Annotated in this window: 18 protein-coding genes and 1 CRISPR repeat array; of the genes, 9 read left to right on the top strand and 9 right to left on the bottom strand. The window is 48.5% G+C overall.

The genetic code is table 11. The annotated features are described in order from the left end of the window. The 3 genes from cas6f to J7439_RS07305 all read left to right on the top strand — a co-directional run bounded on the left by cas6f (window position 1) and on the right by J7439_RS07305 (window position 7,839). Window positions 1-567 (top strand): type I-F CRISPR-associated endoribonuclease Cas6/Csy4, encoded by a 567-nt coding sequence (gene cas6f / locus J7439_RS07315; protein ID WP_209201176.1) that lies wholly within the window; start codon window positions 1-3, stop codon window positions 565-567. Between the two features lie 411 nt (window positions 568-978). Beyond that, window positions 979-4,071: a CRISPR direct-repeat array (repeat unit 28 nt; unit sequence GTTCACTGCCGCACAGGCAGCTTAGAAA). 551 nt (window positions 4,072-4,622) lie between these two features. Next, a complete protein-coding gene (locus tag J7439_RS07310) occupies window positions 4,623-6,641 on the top strand; it encodes a hypothetical protein (RefSeq protein ID WP_209201175.1) in 2,019 nt (672 codons plus the stop codon). A 175-nt stretch (window positions 6,642-6,816) separates the two neighbouring features. Beyond that, the gene (locus tag J7439_RS07305) at window positions 6,817-7,839 is read left to right on the top strand and encodes a hypothetical protein (RefSeq protein WP_209201174.1); all 1,023 of its coding nucleotides are present in this window, start codon (window positions 6,817-6,819) and stop codon (window positions 7,837-7,839) included. Window positions 7,840-7,855: 16 nt separating this feature from the next. Here the strand turns inward: J7439_RS07305 and J7439_RS07300 are convergent, their stop codons facing one another. Beyond that, complete coding sequence (locus J7439_RS07300; RefSeq protein ID WP_209201173.1) at window positions 7,856-8,791, bottom strand: T3SS effector IpaJ family cysteine protease; 936 nt, start codon at window positions 8,789-8,791, stop codon at window positions 7,856-7,858. Window positions 8,792-8,900: 109 nt separating this feature from the next. Continuing rightward, window positions 8,901-9,521, bottom strand: a complete 621-nt coding sequence (locus J7439_RS07295) for a T3SS effector IpaJ family cysteine protease (protein ID WP_209201172.1) — start codon at window positions 9,519-9,521, stop codon at window positions 8,901-8,903. Window positions 9,522-10,007: 486 nt separating this feature from the next. Between J7439_RS07295 and J7439_RS07290 the strand changes: the two genes are divergently transcribed. The 4 genes from J7439_RS07290 (at window position 10,008) to J7439_RS07275 (ending at window position 13,659) form a co-directional block, all read left to right on the top strand. After that, window positions 10,008-11,987, top strand: a complete 1,980-nt coding sequence (locus tag J7439_RS07290) for a penicillin-binding protein activator (RefSeq protein ID WP_209201171.1) — start codon at window positions 10,008-10,010, stop codon at window positions 11,985-11,987. Next, on the top strand, window positions 11,965-12,339 hold the full coding sequence (locus J7439_RS07285) for a YraN family protein (RefSeq protein WP_209201170.1): 375 nt from the start codon (window positions 11,965-11,967) through the stop codon (window positions 12,337-12,339). The genes J7439_RS07290 and J7439_RS07285 overlap by 23 nt, the downstream gene beginning before the upstream one ends. 98 nt (window positions 12,340-12,437) lie before the next feature. Continuing rightward, window positions 12,438-13,022, top strand: a complete 585-nt coding sequence (locus tag J7439_RS07280) for a phosphoheptose isomerase (RefSeq protein ID WP_209201169.1) — start codon at window positions 12,438-12,440, stop codon at window positions 13,020-13,022. 52 nt (window positions 13,023-13,074) lie between these two features. Further along, a complete protein-coding gene (locus tag J7439_RS07275; RefSeq protein WP_209201168.1) occupies window positions 13,075-13,659 on the top strand; it encodes a BON domain-containing protein in 585 nt (194 codons plus the stop codon). 135 nt (window positions 13,660-13,794) lie between these two features. Here the strand turns inward: J7439_RS07275 and J7439_RS07270 are convergent, their stop codons facing one another. Both J7439_RS07270 and J7439_RS07265 read right to left on the bottom strand, forming a co-directional pair. After that, window positions 13,795-14,703, bottom strand: coding sequence for an ankyrin repeat domain-containing protein (locus tag J7439_RS07270; RefSeq protein ID WP_209201167.1), 909 nt, complete (start codon window positions 14,701-14,703; stop codon window positions 13,795-13,797). A gap of 101 nt (window positions 14,704-14,804) precedes the next feature. Beyond that, a complete protein-coding gene (locus J7439_RS07265) occupies window positions 14,805-15,407 on the bottom strand; it encodes an NADPH-dependent FMN reductase (RefSeq protein WP_209201166.1) in 603 nt (200 codons plus the stop codon). 167 nt (window positions 15,408-15,574) lie between these two features. Between J7439_RS07265 and J7439_RS07260 the strand changes: the two genes are divergently transcribed. After that, on the top strand, window positions 15,575-21,046 hold the full coding sequence (locus J7439_RS07260) for a hypothetical protein (RefSeq protein ID WP_209201165.1): 5,472 nt from the start codon (window positions 15,575-15,577) through the stop codon (window positions 21,044-21,046). A 38-nt stretch (window positions 21,047-21,084) separates the two neighbouring features. On the opposite strand, the gene J7439_RS07255 is transcribed toward J7439_RS07260, so the two are convergent. The 4 genes from J7439_RS07255 to J7439_RS07240 all read right to left on the bottom strand — a co-directional run bounded on the left by J7439_RS07255 (window position 21,085) and on the right by J7439_RS07240 (window position 23,819). Continuing rightward, window positions 21,085-21,501: a ClpXP protease specificity-enhancing factor gene (locus J7439_RS07255; protein WP_353623016.1), complete on the bottom strand. Its 417-nt coding sequence runs from the start codon at window positions 21,499-21,501 to the stop codon at window positions 21,085-21,087. Between the two features lie 44 nt (window positions 21,502-21,545). Then, on the bottom strand, window positions 21,546-22,175 hold the full coding sequence (locus J7439_RS07250; RefSeq protein WP_101746485.1) for a glutathione S-transferase N-terminal domain-containing protein: 630 nt from the start codon (window positions 22,173-22,175) through the stop codon (window positions 21,546-21,548). After that, entirely contained in the window at window positions 22,166-22,549 is a 384-nt protein-coding gene (locus J7439_RS07245; protein WP_209201163.1) for a hypothetical protein, read from the bottom strand. Before J7439_RS07245 ends, J7439_RS07250 begins: the two co-directional genes overlap by 10 nt. A gap of 637 nt (window positions 22,550-23,186) precedes the next feature. Beyond that, window positions 23,187-23,819 carry a hypothetical protein gene (locus J7439_RS07240; protein ID WP_209201162.1) on the bottom strand — a complete coding sequence of 211 codons (633 nt, stop codon included), beginning with the start codon at window positions 23,817-23,819 and terminating at the stop codon, window positions 23,187-23,189. Window positions 23,820-24,222: 403 nt separating this feature from the next. Between J7439_RS07240 and J7439_RS07235 the strand changes: the two genes are divergently transcribed. Then, on the top strand, window positions 24,223-24,843 hold the full coding sequence (locus J7439_RS07235) for a hypothetical protein (RefSeq protein WP_209201161.1): 621 nt from the start codon (window positions 24,223-24,225) through the stop codon (window positions 24,841-24,843). 190 nt (window positions 24,844-25,033) lie between these two features. On the opposite strand, the gene J7439_RS07230 is transcribed toward J7439_RS07235, so the two are convergent. Beyond that, window positions 25,034-25,267 (bottom strand): hypothetical protein, encoded by a 234-nt coding sequence (locus J7439_RS07230; protein ID WP_209201160.1) that lies wholly within the window; start codon window positions 25,265-25,267, stop codon window positions 25,034-25,036. Between the last annotated feature and the right edge of the window lie 363 nt (window positions 25,268-25,630).

Below are 25,630 nucleotides of genomic sequence, written 5' to 3'. Positions count from 1 at the left end.
ATGGACAGCTACTGTGAGCTAAAAGCACTGCCCAACCCAGAGATTATCCAGTCTGCTGTGGTGTCGGCACTTATGCAGGCACTGCACTCGTTGCTGCCGACCTATGGGGGGCGAATCGGTCTTGCTTTCCCAGCCTACGGACAACAGCACACACTGGGTGGCATAATACGTATCCTTGGTAAAAAGGTGGATATTGATGCTTTCCATTCGGTGCTGGCTAATCATTCCGTTATCCGGGATTACGCTCTGCTGACACCAGTCAGAGGGATACCTGAAGGGATCTCTAAACACAGCTGCTACTCCCGGAAGCAACCTAAGGGCAACAGCCGTTACCAGAGGCAAAAAAAGCGCCACCTTGAGCGGGGAACCTGGTCAGAGGCATTGGAGCAGGCTATCCATGCACAAATCTCGAAACCACTTCACCTTCCTCATGTTGGCCTGAAGAGCAGCAGCAACGGGCAAAGTTTTCTGTTGTTTATAGAGCGCCATAACAAAGCCAAGGCTGTAGATGGTCAATTTAACAGCTACGGCCTGGCTTTGGATAAAGCCACTGTTCCTGAGTTCTAGTGCAGAAAAGCGCTAATACCCATACGTACTCCCATGCTTGCGTGGGAGTGAATACCGAAACCTTCTGAATGTGGAACAATCTGTTTCTACCCGGAATAATGGAAGTTAAACGGAGGTTTTAATTTGTACAATGGTTTGGTATGCATTCTCACGGGAGTCCGTGGGAACATGTTCGTAGGACTTGAACAGCCTTGAGACCTTGGGAATGAGGGTTTGTGTGCATAACAAAGCCAGGCCACATTAGTGCCCATAGGAAGCCGCTGTCGCCAGCGGCACTCAAAGACCCTTTTTTTTCGCTTTTTAAAAATATATTTAGAATCAATAAATTAAATTAACTCCAAAAAAATAGGGTGACACTCCCTTTTTTCGATGAACCCCTTGCAACAACTACTCTTTGCTCATATTGTCCTTGTTCACTGCCGCACAGGCAGCTTAGAAAATTCTTGAATGGCTTTCTTGGCTTCCCACTCCGTTCACTGCCGCACAGGCAGCTTAGAAATGTCTCTTTCGCCCATGGCGACCGATCCACCAGTTCACTGCCGCACAGGCAGCTTAGAAACGTCAGTGCAGTCTTTATAAGGGCATTTCAGCGTTCACTGCCGCACAGGCAGCTTAGAAAGCTATCACGACGCCAGTAAACGCTATGACGTAGTTCACTGCCGCACAGGCAGCTTAGAAAACTATCCGTCCATGGCCGTTGATGTGGTGCCTGTTCACTGCCGCACAGGCAGCTTAGAAACGCAACCAGCAATGTTTTTAGTCAGGTATTTAAGTTCACTGCCGCACAGGCAGCTTAGAAAATTACAGCGGAGAATAATTTCGGGGTAATTTCGTTCACTGCCGCACAGGCAGCTTAGAAAATTTTTTATGAATGTCACTTTTATCCTGCCCCGTTCACTGCCGCACAGGCAGCTTAGAAAATGTTGAAGGCTCTTTTAATCGTTCCCACATCGTTCACTGCCGCACAGGCAGCTTAGAAATTGAGTTAGTGCAATCTTCCGATCAGGCACAGGTTCACTGCCGCACAGGCAGCTTAGAAAGTCGGATGGATAGAGGCGCAGCCATGGATATTGTTCACTGCCGCACAGGCAGCTTAGAAATTTGGTGGTTTGATTTCCCCGGGGAAGGTAATGTTCACTGCCGCACAGGCAGCTTAGAAATGATAGATTTGATGCCAGCCAAGTACTCGACCTGTTCACTGCCGCACAGGCAGCTTAGAAAAGTGTCGGTGTGTTCAAACTCAATTCACTGATGTTCACTGCCGCACAGGCAGCTTAGAAAGCCAAGAATATTCTCTCGCTCGGGCATGCCCGGTTCACTGCCGCACAGGCAGCTTAGAAATTTTAGCACTAACTCAAAACGTCGAGGCTCATGTTCACTGCCGCACAGGCAGCTTAGAAATAAAGGCGAACGGATCAAGAACGCATTGAGAGGTTCACTGCCGCACAGGCAGCTTAGAAAAGCGTCCAAGCTCACGCAATTCTTTAGGGGTCGTTCACTGCCGCACAGGCAGCTTAGAAATTACGGGAGTAAACCCCCTGAGTACCAGTACCGTTCACTGCCGCACAGGCAGCTTAGAAATTTGGGGGTTTTGATCTGACGAAGAGAAAAAAGTTCACTGCCGCACAGGCAGCTTAGAAAGTCATCCAAAGAGTTTAAAAGCCTGGTGCCACGTTCACTGCCGCACAGGCAGCTTAGAAAATCCTTGGCCATGCCAAACAAACCGCCTCGCTCGTTCACTGCCGCACAGGCAGCTTAGAAAGTGAAGTTTCTGGCCACGGATTTTGATGACCAGTTCACTGCCGCACAGGCAGCTTAGAAAGTGAATGGATAGGCGTGTTTTGGTGTTGGTAGGTTCACTGCCGCACAGGCAGCTTAGAAATGGCGCGGCGGGTCGCTTCACGGGTTGCTCCGGTTCACTGCCGCACAGGCAGCTTAGAAAGATATAACCGCCGGCGGCAAAGATTTCTTTGGGTTCACTGCCGCACAGGCAGCTTAGAAACTGTATTCTCCGGTGAGGTTCCTGGATTCGGAGTTCACTGCCGCACAGGCAGCTTAGAAAAACCAGACGAGTTATATTGTGTTGGAGAAACAGTTCACTGCCGCACAGGCAGCTTAGAAAGAATATTGCTGATCATCAAACAATCCTTTGGCGTTCACTGCCGCACAGGCAGCTTAGAAATAAATTAGCTTTAACGGCTATTAAGGCGGGTGGTTCACTGCCGCACAGGCAGCTTAGAAACTAGCCAATGCCCTAAGCCATGCCTGCCTTTCGTTCACTGCCGCACAGGCAGCTTAGAAACTTTTTTAAAAAGTTGCGCCCCTCGCAACTATGTTCACTGCCGCACAGGCAGCTTAGAAAAACAGCAAATGGGAGGGGGCAACCCCTAGAGAGTTCACTGCCGCACAGGCAGCTTAGAAAAGTTCAAGGCCCCAGTCCTGAACGGCGTACTCGTTCACTGCCGCACAGGCAGCTTAGAAAAAGTTTAAAAATGTCTGGCGATTAGAAAATGTGTTCACTGCCGCACAGGCAGCTTAGAAAGATCAGTTCCAGGTACGCATCGTCGGTGGTGTGTTCACTGCCGCACAGGCAGCTTAGAAAAGATTTAAGAAGCGAAGAGTTAGAAAGGTTGCGTTCACTGCCGCACAGGCAGCTTAGAAAATCATTGAGCCGGAAGATTTAAAGGGCTTTAGGTTCACTGCCGCACAGGCAGCTTAGAAATTGCCATCAAGATAAACAACCAAAACCGCTTTGTTCACTGCCGCACAGGCAGCTTAGAAATTGCCATCAAGATAAACAACCAAAACCGCTTTGTTCACTGCCGCACAGGCAGCTTAGAAATTCGTTCGCCATGGAGATCCACAGTGCCCGCAGTTCACTGCCGCACAGGCAGCTTAGAAATCTTAAAAGAAGTGCTCAAGCTGAACGGCCTGGTTCACTGCCGTACAGGCAGCTTAGAAATCAAACCGTTTTTTATCTTCCGGTAACAGATCGTTCACTGCCGCACAGGCAGCTTAGAAAAAGAGAATTGAACATCTTTCATATTGTAATAAGTTCACTGCCGCACAGGCAGCTTAGAAACAATGAATCCAGCATCTTACCTACCTCCTGACGTTCACTGCCGCACAGGCAGCTTAGAAACGTTGGTGCGGCATTGGTGCGAATCATTATGGAGTTCACTGCCGCACAGGCAGCTTAGAAATTTGCCAGAAGTACCAAAAGAATTGGGCAACTGTTCACTGCCGCACAGGCAGCTTAGAAAGATCCCGCGCCCGCCACGGATTCACCCACTCAGTTCACTGCCGCACAGGCAGCTTAGAAACACCAGTTCATCCCGCGCCTTGTCGATAGGCTTGTTCACTGCCGCACAGGCAGCTTAGAAAACACAGCAGGAGGTGTAATGCCCTCCGTTTTCTGTTCACTGCCGCACAGGCAGCTTAGAAATCAACCCCATACTCTTTTTTGAGTCTTAACAGTTCACTGCCGCACAGGCAGCTTAGAAAAATTTCCCGCAGTCTTTTCCATATCTCGTATCGTTCACTGCCGTACAGCCACCCTGAATACAAGACAAACGCCCCACCACTATCAACAACTTTTGGGATATAGAGGGATGTTTACCCCTCTCCCCACAACACCATAAATGGAACCAAATAATCATATTGAGGTCGAAAGGCGGTGTTTATAGTCCAAGTGTGCAGGGTTTATCTTGAAAGCAACAGCATCAACCTACTCTCACCCGAAGCCTGTTTTACGGGTCGGTCGACAAACCGGTTCCAGCGGGATTCCTGCCCCCTCCGGCAGCACATTCATCGGTAAAAGAATATCAAATCTTCAGTCTCACAGAGGGAGATCCACTGCCCCGGATGAAGGCAAATGGATTGAGGATGCCTTTTGGAAAAGAAAATCATTAAACGGGCGTCAAGTCACCTCGGCTGTAGTGCTTCAAGCTTATTATAAATATGACAAGAGCTCTCTAAGGTCTGGCCTCTTCCTGCAAAAACTTTGCTTACAGAATATTCAATATGGCAATAAAAAGATTACCACAGATCAGGTCATGCAAGAATTCAACCGGGAACCAAGTCGAAACGATAAGCAGCAATTAGCGATAGCACGCTTCAAAGCAGAATGTTGCCTGAGGGGTCTGTTGTTGAATAGTCAGGAGGTCACACCGGAAGCAGTGGTTGAAGGTTATCAGGCAGCCAAAGCCACACTGGAGCTCGCCCGTTTCAAGCAAGAATGTTGCCTGAAGCAGCTGCCGTTAAATGGCAGGGAAGTCACCCTGGATGAGGTGATTAAGAGTTTCCCGGTTAGTCCGGAAGGCAGACTGGGGATAGCACGCTTCATCGAGAAATATTACCTGAGTGGGCTGGCGTTGGATGGCCAGCAAGTCACGTCGGATACCGTGGCCAAGGGTTATCTGACAATCAATGCAACACTGGAGCTGACGCGCTTCAAAGAGATATGTTACCTGAAAGGCCTGCCGTTGAATGGCCAGCAGGTCACACCGGACGAGGTGATTAAGGATTATGAGACAGCCGGGGCAGTACTGGAGCTGGCACGTTTCAAAGCGGAATGTTACCTGAAGGGCTTGTCTTTAAATGGCCAGGAGGTCGCTCCGGGGGCAATAGCCGGGGATTTTCAGGCAGCCAATACAACACTGGACCTGGCACGCTTCAAAGAGGATTGTTGTTTCAGGGGCCTGACGTTGAATGGCCAGCAGGTCACACCGGATGCGGTGGTTAAGGATTTTCAGGCAGCCAGGGCAACTCTGGAGCTGGTGCGCTTCAAAGCAGAATGTTGTCTGAAAGGTCTGCCGTTGCATGGCCATCATGTCACACCGGATGAGGTGGACAAGGAGTTCCCGGACAGCCCGGCAGGCAAACTGGGCAAAGCACGCTTCAAAGAGGCATGTTGCCTGAGGGGCCTGCTTTTGCATGGCCAGCAGGTCACACCGGATGAGGTGGTCAGGGACTTTCAGGAAATCAGGGCAACAGTGGAATTAGTGCGCTTCAAAGCCGAATGCTGCCTGAAAAGCCTGTCATTGAATGGCCAGCCAGTCACACCGGATGCGGTGGTTAAGGATTTTCAGGCCGACAAATTAATACTGGAACTGGCCAGCTTTAAGGAACAATGTTGCCTTTTGGGCCTGGCGCTGAATGGTCAGCAGGTCAAACCGGATTCAGTGGTTAAGGATTATCAGGCCGCCAGGGCCACACTGGAACTGGCACGCTTCAAAGCAGAGTGTTGCCTGAGGGGCCAGCTGTTGAATGGCCAAAAGGTTGCACCGGATGAGGTGATGAAGGATTTCCCGGATTGTCCGGAAGGCAGACTTGAGGCAATGCTCTTTAAAGAACAATGTTGCCTGAATGGCCTGGCGTTGAATGGCCAGCAGGTCATGCCGGATGCGGTGGTTAAGGACTTTCAGACAGCCAGGTCGACACTGGAGCTGGCACGTTTCAAAGCGGAATGTTGCCTGAGGGGCCTGTTGTTGAATGGCCAGCAGGTCACACCGGATGAGGTGGTCAAGGGTTTCCCGGTTAGTCCGGAAGGCAAACTGAGAATGGCGTATTTCAAAGCAGAATGCTGCCTGAGGGGCTTACCGTTGGGTGGCCAGCAGGTCTCACCGGATACAGTGATTAAACACTATCAGGCACTTCAGGCCAAACTGGAGTTATCGTACTTCAGAGCGGCATGTTACCTGAAAGGCCTGCCGTTGAGTGGCCAGCAGTTCACACCGGATGAGCTGGACAAGCACTTCCCGAATAGTCTGGAAGGTAAACTGGGGATAGCGCGCTTCAAAACAGCATGTTTCCTGAGGCACCTCCCGTTGAATGGCCAGCTGGTGACACCGGATGAGGTGGTTAAGGGTTACCGTGCCGTCAGGGCAACCCGGGAGCTGGCACACTTCAAAGCGGAATTTTGTCTGAGGGGCCTGCCGTTGAATGGCCAGCTGGTCACACCGGATGAGGTGGTTAAGGAATATGAACGGGGAGGCTGGTTACATGATCGAGATTTTTTTTATTCTCATCTGCCATTGCCTGCAAAATCTGAGTTAACTTTAAGTATTTCATGATTTCTTGAAAGTAACGCCAGTTATCGATAATGAGACTTACTAGAAGTAGACTGCCGCTCATTAACTACGTTTTGTTGCAGCAAAGAGTGGTATATTTGATGCCCTCTCCCAACATAAACGGAACCTGATAGTTATATTGAGGTCAAATGTCGTTATTTGTAGTCAGGGGGTTATTTTGCAAGCAACAGCCTCAGCTTACTATCACCCGGGGCCTGCCAGCCGGGTTGATCAACAAGCCGGTTCAAGCCGGTTTCCTGACCTCTTCGAAAGTACCTTTAACGGTAAAAGAGTCACCAGCCATCAGTATTATGGAGGTACCGCCGTTCCCCTGGATGGCAAGGATGTTGAGGATGCCTTTTGGGAAAAAAAACCATTACAAAAACGTAAAGTAACCCCGGCTGATGTGCTTACCGTTTACGGAATGGACAGCAGTTCTCTTAGAAGCGGCTTCTTCCTGCAAAAGCTCTGCTTACGGCACGTGCGATGTAACAGAAGAAAGATTACTCCGGATCAGGTCATTCAGGAATTCACCCGGATGCCAGACCGAAATCATAAGTACAAATTAGCGATAGCGCGCTTTCTGGATCAATGTTGCCTCAGAAGACTGCCGTTGCATGGTCAACAGGTCACACCGGATGCGGTGGTTAAGGGTTATCAGGCAACCGGGGCAGCACTGCCGCTGGCGCGCTTCATAGCGGAATGTTGCCTGCGGAGGCGGCCACTGAATGGCCAGCCGGTCACTCCGGATATGGTGGTTAAGTGTTTTCAGGCCGCCTGGGCACCTCTGGGGGTAGCGCGCTTCAAAGCAGAATGTTGCCTGAGGAGGCTGCCGCTGAATGGTCGGCCGGTCACTCCGGATGCGGTGGTTAAGGATTTCCGGGCCGTCGGGGCCACATTGGAGGAGGCACGCTTCAAGGCAGAATGTTGCCTGAGACATCTGCCCTTGAATCGCCAGACGATCACTCCGGATGAAGTGGTTAAGAATTATCAGTCAGTCGGGGCAACATTGGAAGTGGCACGCTTCAAAGAGGCATGTTGCCTGAGAAATCTGCCATTGAATGGCCAGCCGGTCACTCCGGATGCGGTGGTCAGGGAATATGAACGGGGTGGCTGGTGGCGCGAAAGAAATATTTTTTGTTCCCAGCTGGAATTGAGTACAAGAGAATCGAAAATTCCTGCCCGGATAACAAGGAGGTAACCAGAAGCGTTTAGTTTTAACCACCAGCAAAAACACTCCTGCCTGTTCCAACACTACCGGCCCTGCTTTTAAGGGAAGGCAGTGTTGCATAGGAATCTTTATCGCTGACCAGCATATAAGCACCACTGGGCCTTATTCCCGTTCGCCTGGCGTAGGCTTTCACGGAAGGGTAGTTGATTCCTGTGTCCGGATTATAACAACTGCCATCTGGCCGCTGCATAATATAGTGATCCCGCCGGACTTTGAGACCATGATCATCCAGGCCGAGCATGGAGTAATTGCAAACATGTACCAGCAGCCGCTCATTCTGGCACAACCTCGGCGGTGAAGTGCGATGCACCGGACAATATTGTTTAATTTCTCTCCAGTTGACAGGATCTCTCTGCCCAAAATACCACTCGGTAAGCCATGATGAGCAATAGAAGCGACTATCAAGCCCAAGCAGTCTGGCAGCATTCCTGATACCCACCGGACCGGAAGCAGGGCCGTTATTCAGGTCTCCCAGAAGATCAGGCTGCAACTCCCCATTACCGCTGACCAGCCTGCCGCTAATTGCATAAATTGCCGCCTCAGCACTTCTGTCGAGAATGGACTGGCCATTAAATTGATAGAGTCTGTTGTTGGGTATTTGATTTATACCAAGCTCATAAGCTGCTTGCTGCAGGCACCTTGCCGCACAGCTATTGTGATACTGTTGCTTTGGCAAGGTATCGAAGTGGTTTGCACCAACCAATGTTACGCGCCTGCTGCCCAGGTAAGACTTGATAAATCTGGCATCACGCAAATCCCAGATTTGCCTGACCACATTGGATTCCGGCACCGTCACTTTCCAGCGAAACAGCCAATAGGCAAACCCTTTAAGCCTGCCCAATCCCTTGCCGGTATTGTAGATACAGGATGCAGCATCACGACCGGAAAACTGCACATAACCTTCACTGATAGCAACACCCATATTTTCTTCCCTGAATAGCTGTCACAACCCAACAGTGGTTGGGCATTTGGAGTATCTTACTTCGTCATCACCAAAACTTGAGTGACGAAGCAGCAAGCAAACCTGACAATTACTTAACCACCGGCCCCGCTCCACCCGGGTATGCACTGCGATCACAGATTAATAAAGCTACGCCTGTGTATGAGTAACCACTGGACTGACTGTACTGTTCAAGACTTTTATAGAGAGCGGCATCCTTGGGGTCATAACAGCTGCCATCGGGCCTCTCCATAAGCCAATGAAGTGCTGTTGTATCTTCGCGTCTTACCGCATGAATGCATCGCTCATTCAGGCTTAATTTTGGTGGCGAACTGTTTTTTACAGGGCAAAGCGCTGAAGCCCTGCCCCATTCTTTGGGGTAACAAAGCTTCAGATAGTACTTCAAAAGTAGTGAAGAGCAATAAAACCGGCCATCAAGCCCCAACTCCCTGGCAGCAGCCAGCATTCCATCAGGTAAGCTATAACCGCCATACTTTGGAGACGTTAACTGCCGCTTCATGGTGTCATCAAGCAACCGGCCTGAAATACCATAAATCGCTTCTTCAGCACTGTCGTCTGCAATACTTTGCCCCTGAAATTTATATATCTCCTTGTCAGGAAGATGGCTGACACCAAGGTCGAATGCAGCCTGTCTTAAAGCCTGGGCACCACAGCTATTACTATATTGTGATTTTGGCAGTTGCGTTACCATTTCAGGAACCTTTGTCACAACCCGGGATTGCAAAAACGAATGGATAAAATAAGATTCTCTGTATGCCCAAATCATATTGTGCAGCTCCTCGGCCGGACGCATCACCTTCCAGCGAAACAGCCAGTAGACCGCCCCGAGCAAACAGGACAACCCTGATTTTGTATGGTAAAAATATGACGCAACATCCCTGCCGGAGATCTCCACGCTGGTATCGCCAACTACGCTCATTGCTTCTCCAAACGCTTATGTGAAACAGCACGTAATAATCGATTCACAACGATTCTAATAGTTTTGATGGATAGAAAGCATAACAGGAAGGCAAGAATGGCTAACACTCATTCACTGAACGTAAGTATCACTGTGCCTCCGGCAAAAGGGGAAACGGTATAAATTCGAACCAACAATAGCCATAACCTATAGTGTCGATTCCATGGCCTGTGTACAATCGAAGCTATTAACAAAGCCCCCTCTGGCCCACGACTGCAAATGATGACTTATACAACCGCTCTGAGTAACAGCCTGCCCCGAAAGCTGGCAGCCATTGCTATCGCTGCGCTTATTCCTGCACTGATGACTGCCTGCTCATCACAGCCTAAAAGTCCACTTGTGCCAATCGCAAAATCGATCAAAAGCATCGACCAGCAGTTGGCCGAGGCAGCGCGGCTCAGTTACCCGGAGCGGGCCACCCGGACGCTTGCCATCACCAGAGAGCTGATGAGTAAAGAACCAACCCGCACACAGCAGATTCTGGATCAAATGCCGTACCAGCAACTGCCAAAGCCAATCCAGGCGGAACTGGCGGTTCAGCAGGCTCAGATTGCCCAGATCAACAGTCAGGACTGGGCGGTGTTTGAGTGGCTTGATCGCGAGGCCGTTATTGTCAGTAACAGCACCTCCATTAATGCCCGGGCGCATACTCTGAAAGCACTTGCCTATGCCAGATTTGGTGAATATCAGGCTTCCCTGGATGAGTGGCTGCTGGCTGGCCCCTACCTGACCGAAGCAGAACGTGAACCACATTACGACAGCTTCTGGCAGACACTCCTGCATGTCCCGGCGGAGCAGCTCGACAGCCTGTATCAACAGGAAAAGTCACAAAAACTGAAAGGCTGGCTGGCCCTGGCCTTAATCTATCAAACCGGTCGCAGCCTGGATCAGCAACTGGCCGGACTTGAACAGTGGAAGCGGGACTGGTCATCCCATCCGGCGCACAAGTATCTGCCCGGGGACTTTGAAACCCTGAAGAGCAGCTCAACCAGGCGTCCTGACAAAATCGCTCTGCTACTGCCGCTGTCCGGAAGGCTGAGCAAGGTCGGTGAAGCCCTTAGAGACGGCCTGCTGGCCTCTCACTATGAAGCCATGGGGTCAGGAGAACCTCTCCCGGAACTTCAGTTTTATAATACCCAGGACACCGATATCAACGATCTGGCCACCCGGGCCATTGAGGAGGGAGCACAGCTGATTATTGGCCCTCTGAGTAAAAGCCGGGTAAAAGCGATAAACAGTGATATTACCAACCGCATCCCGGTTCTGGCGTTGAACTATATTGAGGACGCAGCCGACCCGCTGTCCGTTGATGGAGTACCGGCAACACCGGCCGGGTATCGTGCGGGTCTCTACCAATTCGGGCTCTCGGCAGAAGATGAAGCCATTATGGCCGCTGAACGAGGCAAACTGGATGGACACAGGACGGCCATTATCATTACACCCAACACCGAGTGGGGAAAGAAAATCAACGCCACTTTTGCAGCCCGATGGGAAGAACTCGGCGGTGAAGTTGTCGGCTCCGGTGAATTTGACCCGCAAACCCAGTTCAGCGCCCTGGCTGGCAGGCTGTTGCACACCGATCAAAGCGAAGCGAGAGCCAGACAGCTGAAACGTGTTCTGGGCGAAAACCTGGGATTCCAGGCTCGTCGGCGCCAGGACGTGGACATGGTCTTTATTGGTGCCAGCCCTCAGGAAGGAAGACAGATCAAGCCTGCCCTGGCCTATCAATACGCACGCAATGTTCCGGTCTATGCAACATCCAGCGCATTTTCAGGCATCACCAATACCAGTCAGGATCAGGATATGGACGGTATTCGGGTTCCTGTTATGCCGTGGTTAATTCCCGGAACACCGGATCCGCTGGAACAGCAGATCAATACCCTGTGGCAACAATCCAAAGGCCAACTGGGCACACTTTACGCGCTGGGTGCCGATGCCTACAAGCTCTACCCAAGACTCCAGCAACTGGTAAACCTGCAAGGCAGCCAACTGCAGGGAATGACCGGATCATTAAGTATTGCTCCGAGCGGAAAAGTCCGTCGTGAACTCTCGTGGCAAATATTCAGGAATGGCCGACTCACGCCACTCCCTATCGTGAAGCCCAAAACCCCGGAACGTGTCACCTCTGTGAAAAACAGAGCGACAAAACCAGTAACCACCACTACTTCCGTCCTCTATGCCCTGGAAGCTCAACCTTAGTAGCAGAAAGGGTGCCGAGGCAGAAAAAAGCGCCCTGTTGTTTTTGCAGCAGCAGGGACTGACGCTTTTGCATAGAAACTTTGCCTGCAAAGCCGGTGAAGTGGATTTGATTATGCTGGACCACGCCACCCTGGTTTTTGTCGAAGTTCGCTCACGAAGCCATGTCCAATTCGGTAATGCCGCCAGCTCAATTGACCGAACCAAGCAACAGAAAATTCGCAAGACCGCCGCCGTTTATTTGCAAAAATACCGCCAGCACAGCCACAGGATCTGTCGATTTGATGCAATATCCATTGACAATCATGACGGCACAGGGCAAAACAGCTTAAAATGGATTAAAAGTGCTTTTTAAGAAGTTATCTTAGAAGCAGAGAAATCTTCTGATCGCTGTTCAGAAGAGCGACTTCAGAAGAAAGAAAACCGGATGGTTTTCATTTCAAGGTTTCAGGCATGCATGAACGTATAACGCAACACTTTTCCGACAGCATCGACGCCAAAATCCGCTCGGCCGATACTCTCCCTCCGCTCATTGCCGATGCAGCAGAGATGATGGTTCAATCTCTGCTGAACGAGGGAAAAATCATGGCCTGTGGCAATGGCGGCGCGGCTGGCGATGCCCAACACTTTGTTTCTGAGCTGCTTAACCGGTTTGATCGTGAACGCCCTGCCCTGCCAGCCCTGTCACTTTGCGCAGACAGCCTGACCATGAGTTCCATCGCTAACGATTCAAGTTACAACGAAGTGTTCTCTAAACAGATACGGGCACTGGGCCATGAAGGTGACATACTGCTGGCTATCTCAGCCCACGGCAACTGCCCCAACATGGTTCAGGCCATACAGGCCGCCCATGACAGGAACATTCAGGTGATTGCCCTGACCGGCAAAGACGGCGGTGACATGGCGCGCCTGCTCCACCCGGAAGAGGTGGAAATCAGGGTGCCTGACATCAGCCCACAGCGCATACAGGAAGTGCATACCCTGATTATTCATTGCCTGTGCGATCTGATTGATGAGTTTCTGTTTTCCGCTGAATAACCTGGCATCATCTCCAGAAAACCTTAATTTTTCACTCTGCATGAGGGTAATCATGAAACCTATCGGCATTGCGCTCTCCACCTGCCTGCTCACCGGATTACTGACCTTATTAAGTGGTTGCGCCGCGCTGGTTGACTCCGTTAACGAAGAGCCTGTCAACATTGATAACAGCAAACGGACCTGGGGGTCCTGGATAGATGACCAGACCATTGAAACCGTCACCGCCGTGAACATTAACAAGGCAGATCCAGCCCTGAGAGAGTCAAGAGTCAAGGTGATCAGCTTTAATGGTACTGTCTTGCTTATTGGCCAGGTTCCCAACGCAAACCTGAAAAAGCTGGCTGGCCAGACGGCACAAAGGGTGGAAAAGGTTCGCCAGGTCTACAATGAGCTGGAAATTGGCCCAAACGCCGATATCCTGGTGCAAAGTAACGACAGCTGGTTAACCACCAAAATCAAAACCTCAATGGTGACCAATGAAGCCGTTATCGCTGACCGAATCAAAATCAATACGGAACAGGGAACGGTTTATCTGATGGGACTCATTACGCCCAAAATGGCACAGGAGGCCGTATCGATTGCCGCCAATACCTACGGCGTTTCTCGCGTTGTCAAGGTGTTTGAGTACGTTCGATAATCAACAAACAGAAATACCAATCGAACTTTCGATTGGTATGTTTTTTTGATGAGCTGGAAGCCGGTCAACACCACTGATGCCAGCTTATCGAATGCACCGTAAGAAGCATTCTGACCAGCAAGCAGCGATGGGCATTCACTGTGATGAGTGGACTTTTCTTTCTTTTATGGCGGTTTTTATCATTTTCACAGTTTCTTCGTCTCCGCTGTACTTTATGGCAGCGCCAAGAGGAGACCTGGCTGAAGAAAAAAGGCCCAAGCTCAGGGTTTTCATTTTTTTCTTTGGGTCTGCTCCACCAGCTAATAAGAGTCTAACAATCTCATTGTTACCATCCTGAGCGGCAAAAAAGAGTGGCGTGGCCCCGTCTTTAGTAGCCAGGTTAACTTTAGCCCCGTTGTCGATCAGCAGCCGGGTTAGCTCAACATTCCCATGGTCCGCTGCACAAGCGAGCGGTGTGGATCCGTCTTTAGCAGCCAGATCAACATCAGCGCCCCTGCTGATCAGCAACCGGGCCACCTCATTATTAGCCTCCTGAACTGCCATATAGAGCGCCGTAACCCCCTTTTTATTAGCCAGGTTAACTTTTGCCCCTTCGTCGATCAGCAGCCGGACCAGCTCAACATAACCTTCAAACGCAGCATTCATGAGCGGCGTGAACCCTTTTTCATCAGCCTGATCAACATGAGCCCCTTTACCGATCAGCAGCTGGGCCAGCTCAACATGATCTTTTTTCACAGCACACATGAGCGGCGTGAACCCATTTTTAGTGACATAGTCAACATAAGCTCCTTGATCGATCAGCAGTCGAGCCAGCTCAACATGCCTGTGAGCAACTGCAATAACCAGCAAGGAAACGATATCCCCGGATTTTACGGACCGGTAATCCTTATTAACAATAAGCCTGTCATGTTGCAGCTCCCTATTCAGACGCCCGAGATTGCCGACCCTGCAAGCCACCAGTGCTTCGGGCTCATTGTAGGGATTGGCACAGCTTGCTTCAGAATTGGCAGAACCGGGTTCATCAAATCGCTGATAGGAGGACAATCCAAAAAACCTGCTAATTGACTTCATAGATCCCCGCATTGATCCCCACATTGTCTGGTCTGGGAGGCTGTCGGAAAACAGCCTCCCGGCTATCATCACAGCTACATGCCATTGCGGAACGTTTTGTGATCAACGACCCCACTCTCTCTGACGTGCTGTAACCCTGTTGAATAAGCCTTCAGCAGTTTAAGGCAGTAGTCCACCCGGTCCTGCAGATGCTTGTCCCCTTCAGGATCCTCGCCAGTGAACACCTGCCCGACATGACGGACAATCAGATGATCAGGCAGATAACAGATACGGCAATTCTTGTAACTACTGGTACGAAGTTCCACCACAGGATAGGCCCCACCCTGCCCGGCAGAAACCGCCGTAATCAATGCGGGTTTATGGCCCAGCTCAGCGGTACCAAACAGAAGAAAGAAGTTCTTCAACCCCGCCGGTACCATGCCGCTCCACTCCGGTGCCACGACAATCAGCGCATCCGCTTCTTTCAATTTTTGTTTCCAGGGTGCCAGTCTGGCCTGCCACTGCTCATCACCACGCCAGATGGACTCATCCCAATGGGGAAGCGGATTACCCGCCAGCGATAGAATTTCAACCGAGTCAAATAGGGAAAGCTCAAGCACACGGTTCGCCAAAAACTGACTGATCCGCTCACTCTGGGATTCCAATCGATGACTGCCACTGATAATTGCAAGCTTCATTTTTCTTCCTGTTCTGCTCTGGACAATTGCACTGAGAACTTTAACAGAGAGTTTCAACATCCGGGTTTATTTTTTACCAATCTTGCCAGGTCGTCACTACCGCTTCCTGCAATGCTATGATTAGACCTTCAGGTATTTTAAATAAGTAAAGTTGGCAAGGTCTCACAATGCAGGTATCAAATGGGTCAAATAATGCAGCGTCATCAGCAACGTTATTAACCGGGGTCAACACCAGCGGCACTGCTCGCACCGATACTTTTGACACACAATTAAATCGTCAGACTCCGCCATCAAATACTTCGCTGGAAAAACCGCTAACCGGCTATAAAATCGAAGAAATAAACCCTGCATCAGCAGTTAAAGCAACTTCTGAGCATGGCGCAGCATCGAGCCCTCCCCCGGAAATCGCGCAAAAAGACCTGCCGTTAGCCAGTGCGGCAAAAATTACACAACCCTCTCTGGCAACAGCCAAGCGGGCTATCTTCCATGAAGTGCTGACGGAAATCATGCACTTTCACAATGATCATCCGGGGCAAATGGTTATTTTTGGTTCCTGTGGTATTGACCTGCTACACACTCGTATCAATGAAAATGTGAATGATATTGATATACTGTTGAATGATGAAAAAACCACCAACAATCTGCTTATTCAACTCAATCGAAAACTGCAAAAGATTGTTTTTAGCAAAGATTTTCCCTGGAAAGACTGTAGCCCGAACCTCCGTCTTGTGGGTAACCAACCGTATAATGCTGAGCTATCACCTTTATCAGGACAATTAACCCTGTTTCATACCGGAAAACCCTGGATCAAAATTGAATGCTCGGTTAAAACCACATGGATGAAAGAACTGGACCTCATCCGGGATGATTATGTCATCAGAATCCCCACCCATATAAGTACACAGTACGAAGGTACTATTCCTGTTTTGTCGACCATGGGTTATCTGGCTCTCGACCTTCTTTCGTTGAAAAAACTTCATGACAACTTAATCACAACGACAGAAGACAATCAAAAACTGAGAGTCATACTCAATAGCGCAATAACTCTTTCAAAAATAGAGAAGCACGTTTTCACCCTTTACTATCACCCAAAAAATCCGGATTTACATAAGTCAGAACCCTTTAAGGCACTGAATAGTGGGTTTGTTGAAGCAATTACTTTAATCAGGAACATCTACTCTGCTGATCAGCTATATCACAGCTTTTTTGATTCACCCTATCAGCTAAAACATTCCAGATCCCAGGAAAAAAGGGCGTTGATCAATATTCTTTCGTCCGATAAATGCAGGCATGAAACGGCCTACTCATTCAATGAACTGATGATTTTACTGAGAAATGATTTTGATCTGGAAAATACGGCAAAAGATGGCAATTGTTTTTACGCGTCCCTCGCCAGTGGACTGAATAAAAACAGAGCAGCAGCAACCAACTTCCTGAAAACCTATAATGTTCTGCTGGGCACCTCGCTCCACGATACTGCACATGAGCAGGTTGTTATCCGTCCTGACATGGTAAGGCATATAATCCACTGCTGGATAGCCTCTGCACTTAACGCCGGATTGAGCGCCTCTGAGTACGAGGAACTGAATACTCTGATCCTTCCGGAGCCGGGCAAATCCATCCATGACCTGCTGAAGAGCCGACTCATTGCCGATCCGGCAGGTAATCCCAATGATACCGCCCACTACGGATGGAGTTCTCTATTGCACATAATGGCTATTGTCACCGGGACAACCATTATCTTGCTGAAAGTCAATCCCAAAAAACAAAATATTGAGAAACATAAGCACAGCATTCATGAAGCCAATCAATTAACGCCAAATCTGATTAAAACACTAAGGGCTAAACAGCCAGCACTGTTTAATAGCGACGCGAATGATGCACGATTAACCAGTTTATTATTTATTGCTCACTCCGGAGGAGACCATTATTATTCAGCCTCACCATCGCCAGGGCTGATTAACGTTTTCAGACCCTATATGCTGGCTGAACATTATCTTATTACGCCTTTCCGGGTTAAAGAAACTGAGTGTAAACAGCCACCACATCACGCCAGTCAACCACCAGCTCATCAGCTGGCTATCACTGAAGATACATTGGGCCTCATACACCCAAGCCTAGAGGTTGTCGAACAGAAAACCGGAAGCCTACCCCCGGAAAGACCAGTAAGCAGTGTTGCAGAAATAGAAACGCCATCAAAAGAAGCAACAGCCGGACCAGCGAATCCGGCAGAGACCACAGAGTCAGACCGAGAGGAACGCATCAAGAAAAAAATTCAGATCGTGTTAACCATAATATCCAACCCGAAAACCAGTAATAGCCTGAGTAAGAAAAAACTGGACAACCTGGGCGACAGTTTATTTGATGAGGTGTTAAAGGTTATTCAGGAACCCGACCAGACGAATCCGATAACGGTTGACATGAGAGCCTTTTCGGATACGACACTGTTAGCACTGGAAACAGGAAAGCGGTTAAATCACATAGAATCCATACTGTTTCTGGCACTGCATAAGATCATTCACCACTGTGACGCGAACAACCCGATATTCATGACTGAAATACTCAGGGACCTGCATACCGTCAACCGTGCAGGGTACATAAAAGCCTCCGTTGTACTGGCGATTCTGGCGGCCCGGACCGGATCTCCTGAAGCATTCAATCTTGCCATGCAGCCATTCAACCCGACATACAACACACAGACATATCATGATCTGCGCTTCACTCTTCCTGTCGAGTTCGACGAGATCTACCCTGATTACCAGACCATTATTCCCCAACAGATTTACAATGCCGTGCACTTTATAGTAAAAAAGAATCTTTCTGCCGCTGACTGGCAAGCGATTGATCTGAATTTCCCGGTAAATGAAGAGATCAACAGCTTATTAACCCCGACACTGTTAATCAGTGATTCCCCTGAATCAGCTAAAACCGACATCACCACAATACGCTCGGCACTGCTGAACTGCGCATACAAGGGCAATATATTCCTGCACCGAGGTGACATTCCACGCTCCCTGACGTTCTTTTTAAAATCAGCCATTGCCTACATAATGGCCACTGATAACGGGGCTGATATCAGTCATTATGAAGAGGCGGCGGGCCTATCGGCTATTTATATGACCATTCGCCTGATTTCCCGTATTGATCCGCAGTGCAACCTGCAGACAGAAGCGCCTTTTCTCCATAGCTGGATGCCTCATTTTGATCTTATCCGATACCGCCTTGAGACTGCCAGCCTGAAAACATTGCTCTATGCCATCAAGGCTCAACGAGCTACCGAAACACTATGGACTCACAGCTGGTTTACCTACGCCTACAGCAAAACAGCCACACTGCTGGGGCAGACACTGCCTGAGTCTTTTGAGACGTTTAAGTCGTTAATGGATCACCAGACAAAGTTCCTGTTTGATCATGGCAGCCCCATTCAGGAACTCCCGACCCACAATGCCAGGCAAAAACCCGATAAGACAGACACAACCTCTCTCGTCGCCAGAAACAGTAAGGAATACAGACCGGCCAGCTCTGCCAGTGGCAATAAAACCCAGTGTGCAGACCCGGTATTGCAGGCAAAGTACAAAATCAGCGAGAAACTGGAAGCAAAAAAACAAACCAGAAAAGCGGTAGAGATTGTTCGAACCCTGAAACAACGTGTTGACCTTTTGTCAGCTGACTTTATTCAGTTATATCAGGATGCCAATCCCAAAAAAGCAAGAAACGCTGCCAATATTTATGTCCGGGCCATTCTGTTACTTGACCAGAGCATTGAACTGGCCACCCGGGATATCCCCATCATTACCCAGGAACTCGAAAAAGCCTCCAAAGACAGGGCAAAAAACAATTTTCTGGAAAAAACCAAAATGCAAGAAGCCATGTTAACCTACAACACGCTGTACGGTTTTGCTGCACTGGCTCATATTAAAGAAGAGCTACTGTTTGAACAGGAGGTGACGCAGAAATTAGTAGAATTTCACAATACTCTGCTTACCAAAGAGTCAACAGAATACATTACCGTCAAAGAACATCATAAGTTGGAAAAACTGGTAGCCAACTTCATCGAATTGCTGAACCCGTTACAGTACGCCGATATATCTGAACAATTCTTAAAAAACATGGTATTGATATTGGTTTCCTGTAAGCGCCTTGTTGCAAGCTGTATAAGCGATAGAAATGTCACCCCCATACAAGCTCTGATCAAACAGTGGATAGCCTATTGCCACGATGAAAGTAATCTGCTGGAAACATTGGAGCTGATCATTACACTGGACTTGAGTGACCTTGAATTCATCACACAGTTTAACCCTCTTATTGATACAATATTGCTGAAAATTCAGTACTTAACTGCAAAGCAAGACGATAGTTATGATCAAGAAGACCAACTGATTCTCTACCAGAATGTTGAAAAAATATTGGAAAAATTTAATTCACCCGAGCAGATCAATTTTTACCAGTCCATCTGGTCACCCCAATTAGAAAGACTCAAAAAAATGACCAGTCAGGAGCTGGAGATTAAAAATGCCAAAGCAGAAAAGTATTGGAATATTTTAATCAGGGAAGAGCAGGAAAATAATGCCAGGGAACAGAAAAAATTAGAATCCATTATCAATCGCAAACTGTCAACAATAGCCTCAGAACAAAAGATCCAAAACACTGTGGAACCCGATGAATCTGACAGCGAAGAATCCACCTCAGGGGAAAATCATCAACTACCCTGCAGTGCCAGTAGTGATCACGTTGATGACCATACAGACATCGCTTCTTTGGGCCTCAAAATTGGCTCACTGGATTCACTGAAAATGGCATGGCAACATTTTGGGAGTGGCCAGCTATCACAGGCCAATACCCTTGTATTGGAGATGCTGCATGACCCGCCGGACGACTCACTGTTCATTGTTCAGATAAAGTCGTTACGATCCGAGATACTGATTAAACAATTTTTTGATGTCGTACTTCAGGGTATGCAGAGAAGCCGGGGTATTTTAGTGTGCTCCACTGACTATCTGAAAAAAATGGAAACCGATCTGGCCAGACAAAAAGAGCTGTCAAAAATCGATAAAAATACAAAAATTACTGTACAAAAACAGCCGATACGGAATCTTAGTGATAAAGTCTTTGAACTGGCAACCTTATTCTCAACACATCAACAAATACTGCAAGATGCGTTTACGCTGCAAAAAGAGATCATCAATGTACTGCAACTATTCACCTTAGACAGTGATCAGGAAACACAGGATTTATCACTGATCAAATTTGACCTTGAACTGATTATCGAAGCACAGGATCGTATTACCCGCTTTGTATCCAATATAAAAACAGCCAGTGAAAATCTGATAGAGCTCCTTAACTGCCGAAGGAAACTGCTGGCGCTGATAAAGGAAGTAATGGCCAGGAAATCAATTTCAGGCCAGCCCGGTTTACCAGCCACCGGCTATGACGCCTCGAAACACAGGCCATCTGGTGCGAAAAGCAATCTTAATGCAGCCCCGCTTAAAGCAGCCCCGGAAGAAACCCTGTCCGAAAATTCCATCACTGAAATCCGCAACAAAATGGAAACGCTTGCCCAGGCAATGGAAAATTTCAAAGGTCGCCTGCTTAGGCCGCAACAGAGAAATTTTGTACAGAGGCTAATCGGAGCATCATGACAAAGAGCCGCATAGCGACTCTTTGGATCAGAAACGGGCTACTTAACCACTTTTAAGTGAGGACGCCCCGGCTTTTTCGGTGGTTGAGGAGGCTCATCATCCGGCACTTCTGCCTGAATCTCTTCCGCCTCTTCCTGCTCATCAAGGGGTTCCGCCTCAAAGACCATTCCCTGACCATTCTCCTGGGCATAAATAGCCATCAATGCCGGAACAGGTACGGTAATCGTCAGGGCGCGACCACCGAAACGGCCGTCAAACATGATGTAATCATTACCAATATTCAGAGCCCGTACCGCGGTTGGCGAGATGTTCAGAACGATCTGGCCATCCTTGACGAACTCCTGGGGAACCTCAACGCCACGGCGATAGGCGTCCACCAGAATATAGGGTGTGCAATCATTATCAAGAATCCATTCATACAATGCTCTGGCAATATACGAACGGCTACTGGTCATTGTCATAACAGCCTCCGGACAAACACTTCACGCCGCCAGCCAGGTTACTCACGCATTTCCTTTTCGATTTCAGAAAGGCTTTCCTGGAACGACTCACGCTCAAATAAACGCTCAGCATAGTCCAGAATAGACTTACCCTGTTTCGGCAGCTCAACACCCAGCAATGGCAGACGCCAGAGAATCGGTGCTACACAGCAATCCACCAGCGTAAACTCTTCGCTCATGAAGAACGGCATTTCAGCAAACACAGGCTCAACCGCCAACAGACTCTCCCGCAACTCCTTACGAGCACGGGCCGCTGGTGTCTCCTTGGTTTTGGGATCCAGAATAGTATCCACCAGGGCACACCAGTCTTTCTGAATGCGGTGCATGATCAGTCGGCTCTGGGCGCGGCTGACTGGATAAACCGGCAGCAGCGGTGGATGTGGGAAACGTTCGTCCAGATATTCCATCATGACGTTGGGTTCATAAAGAACCAGTTCCCGGTCAACCAGCGTAGGAACGTTGTTGTAGGGGTTCAGATCGGAAAGCTCCCGAGGAAGGTTTTCCGGATTTACATTCTGAACGTCAACCGCAACGCCCTTTTCTGCCAGTACAATACGAACCCGGTGACAGTAATGGTCAGCTGGATCCGAGAAAAAAATCATGGATGACTTTTTGGCAACTACAGCCATGAAGTACCCCCGCCTTCATGCAAAGGATGAGAGAGTTCGGCAACAATCCCGGCCATGACAATAGCCGGAGGATGACCACAGGCTACCGCACAACGGGTAAAACAGCCGCCCGCGAAATAACGCACTATCATAGCAAACTTTGTACCTGCCATAATAGTCCCAGCAACGCAAATACTTACTACAACAATAACCTGCCGACAGAGTGCATGAGACTGAACACAGTGGCAGTAGCTGTCAGACCGGGTTATCAGAAATCCCATGGCATTGGCAAACATAGTGCCGCCCATGGTAAAAACGCTGAAATCCAGCATAATGCCGGGTGCCAGCTCAGAACCGGAATTATCCTGTTTCGGAATATCGATTAGCTCATCCACGAACCGGCCCCCTCTGCAGTTAGGCAGCAACATAAACAGGAGCCACTATCGGCTGAACCTCCGCCTTACCCGGGAACTGGTTGCGACCCTACAGCGTCTGTTCGGTTCCTGTCAGAACCACCTCCGCCTTACTCGGAAACTGGTTCCATCCGCACAGCACCAGTTCAGTCCCAGCCAGGACCGTATTCTTCTTCTCCATTTCCAAGCATCGGCAATTTTAGCTCCATTCCCCCTACTACTCATGCTATCTCCAAATCGTCAGTGGTAGATCAACCTCGGAAGTAGCGTCCGGTGCCTATAGGCTGACTTCTGGCGGCTCAACCTCTCTGGATTTACCGGGCTTCGGCTTTTGGTAATTAATAATGGGGGGGGCGCAGGTTGGCTGATGAAAAGTGAGGGGTTGCAACAGAAATAGGCTCTATGATTACTTCTGCCATATGAAGGTTAATATCAATACAAGACGTAATTGATGTTTTGTAATCAAACATCTCTTTACTGAGTGATTAGTTAATAACAAAAATAAATATTAAAACGGCTTTAGCACTCGAATAACTGAAATTGTTGACCCGACGATTAAGTCAGGTCACAGCCATTTAAAACAAGCTTCGTGAATGATAAGAAGGATAAAAGCGGCCAATTACGATAGGTCGACACCAAGAGCTGCTTTGAATAAGGCTTCTATTTTCGCTTTAGCCTGATCATCCCCGCAACGAAAAGAAGGAATATCTAAACCCTCCATTAATAGTTTTTTTGCATTCTTTGGGTTATCCGCTGCTCGATAATCATCAACATTCAGACATGCGTTAGAAGCGTACGGATCAAGATCCTTAAAACGGTCACATTTGTTGTTTACGTTAATTAACTCCTGCTGAACATATGTTTCAACAAGATTCTGCAAAAAGATCAAGTTTCTTCGTGTAACCTCTTTCAACACCTCCTTGCCATGGGATATACAACTTGAAATTTCAGCAATTTTGCTGTCCATATCTGGATATTTCTGTTGTATTTTCTGTCGCGTCTTCTCTGCAACTGATACACCGCCGGAAGAAGTCTCTTGAGTCACTGATCCGCGAGATAAGCAGTAGTTTTGACTGTGCCGGGCATTATGTGCCTTGATCAAATAATCGAGCAAATTTTTGCTCTGTAATTCCGTGGCATATCCACCTTTTGATTCAATAAATCGGGCAACCTCTGGACCTAATGTCTCTGCCATAACAGCTTCATAGGCAGGCGGTAAGCTTGAAGCGCTACCTGAATTGGATACATTCATAATTTACCGCTTTAAATTAAATATGTGATTTCTCGGACAAGGTATGCAAGGAATAGTTCCTCATCAAAAGCTGCTCACATCAAAAGCTGGGGGCACGTCTTTCATTATGTATAACAATTGTCGTTTATAGAGATAAGAAGAGGCGTTTGCATAATGGAAGACCTGACACCAGCTTTCCTGATTTGATGAGCCTGCCAATTGAGTACATGAATAAGGAAATTCCAGCAAGTGGCTTCCGATATTCGCCACAGGAAATTATCTTTTATTGTGGTAATTCATAAGGAACTTTTTGAAAATAATTAAGTCATAATTATGTCTGTCCGCTGCCAAAATTATTGCTAATAAGAATTATGGATCGGAAGTAACAAATAATCTGAGGATAATAAGGTATATGAATCTCTCTATGAATCTCTCAAATGCCAGGTCTTTAACGGTGACAACACAATCAGAGGCTCACCGGTTATGTGACTACACCCTTAATTGTGAGCGAATTAAACAAGATCGCCTTGCGTGTGGCATAATGACACCGATGACTGCCGCTGGAGGTGCTGCTATTGGTGGTGTTGTAGCCTATAATACTGCAGGCACAGTTGGCGAAACTGTCGTTGGTGCCTTCGGCGGCATGTCTGTTGGCATTTGCTTTTCTTTCGTCATGTGTCTTTGTGTAAATGCCTGCGCAGATAACTGCGATTACATTACGCTTCGTAATCGAGAGATCGCTACCTCCACCGAACTGGGCCCCCTTGCAGTTAGGCAGCAACATAAACAGGAGCCACTAACGGCTGAACCTCCGCCTTACCCGGGAGCTGGTTCCATCCGCACAGCACCAGTTCAGTCCCAGCCAGGACTGTACTCTTCTTCTCTATTGCCAAGCATCGGCAATGTTTGCTCCCTTCACCCTACTACTTATGCTATCTCTGAAATCGTTAGTGGTAGATCAACCTCGGAAGTAGCGTCCGGTGCCTACAAGCTGACTTCTGGCGGCTCAACCTCTCTGGGTTTACCGGGCTTCGGCTTTTGGTAATTAATAATGGGGGCTTTCGCTGGTTGGCTGATGAAAAGTGAAAAAAACAACCTGCTGTCTGGTTTACTCCTGATTTGTTAATCTTGCCCATGAATGGTTCGCTCCGTTTCTTATTCTGAATGATGTTCCGCAAAACTCATTCTATCCTGGCTCATTTGAAGCCGTTTTAGGAGCGGGGCGGACCATTCCATTAGGTCTTGAATCTTGAATTCCCACCTGACATCAACCCCATCAACCACCCAAAAAACGAAGCATTCCTTACTGTCTCCACCGCCTCATCCGCAGGCGGTTCCTTCATCATCTCCACCAGTTTCTGCCGAAAGGTAGCCACATCATCGGTTTCCTCCAGATAGTTCAGCAGCTGCTCCATCCGCTTGCCATACATGGCCTGGTACTTAGTGCCTAAATACTCGGCAGCATCCACCAGTGAGCGTTGGAAAAATTTCCGGGCACGTTGTTACGCAGCCTCGGAAAGTTGTTATGCATGAATATAGAGCACCTTTTCTGACTGGGTTAGCTGCTGCGAGAGTGGTCAAAAAATAGTCGATATCAGTAAAGCTGTCTGACCTAATGCTCTCCCTGATCACCTAACGGCTTATCCACAACATTGTCCACATAAAATCTGGATGATTGCTGTTTGATCACCTATTGCATTTGCTCCGTACACTATCGTTTAACAGCAATAAGTCATGGATATGCTGTTTCTCTATAATGAAACACATCATACTGTTTAGTGCTGGTTCTGCTGACGGCTAACTGATTGCTCAACGCCCCACACATCAACATT

The sequence above is a fragment of the Salinisphaera sp. G21_0 genome (assembly GCF_017744115.1).
GTDB lineage: Bacteria > Pseudomonadota > Gammaproteobacteria > Pseudomonadales > Endozoicomonadaceae > Endozoicomonas.
The sequence above is the reverse complement of the archived record's forward strand: the minus strand, read 5'-3'. Positions and strand labels throughout refer to the sequence as shown.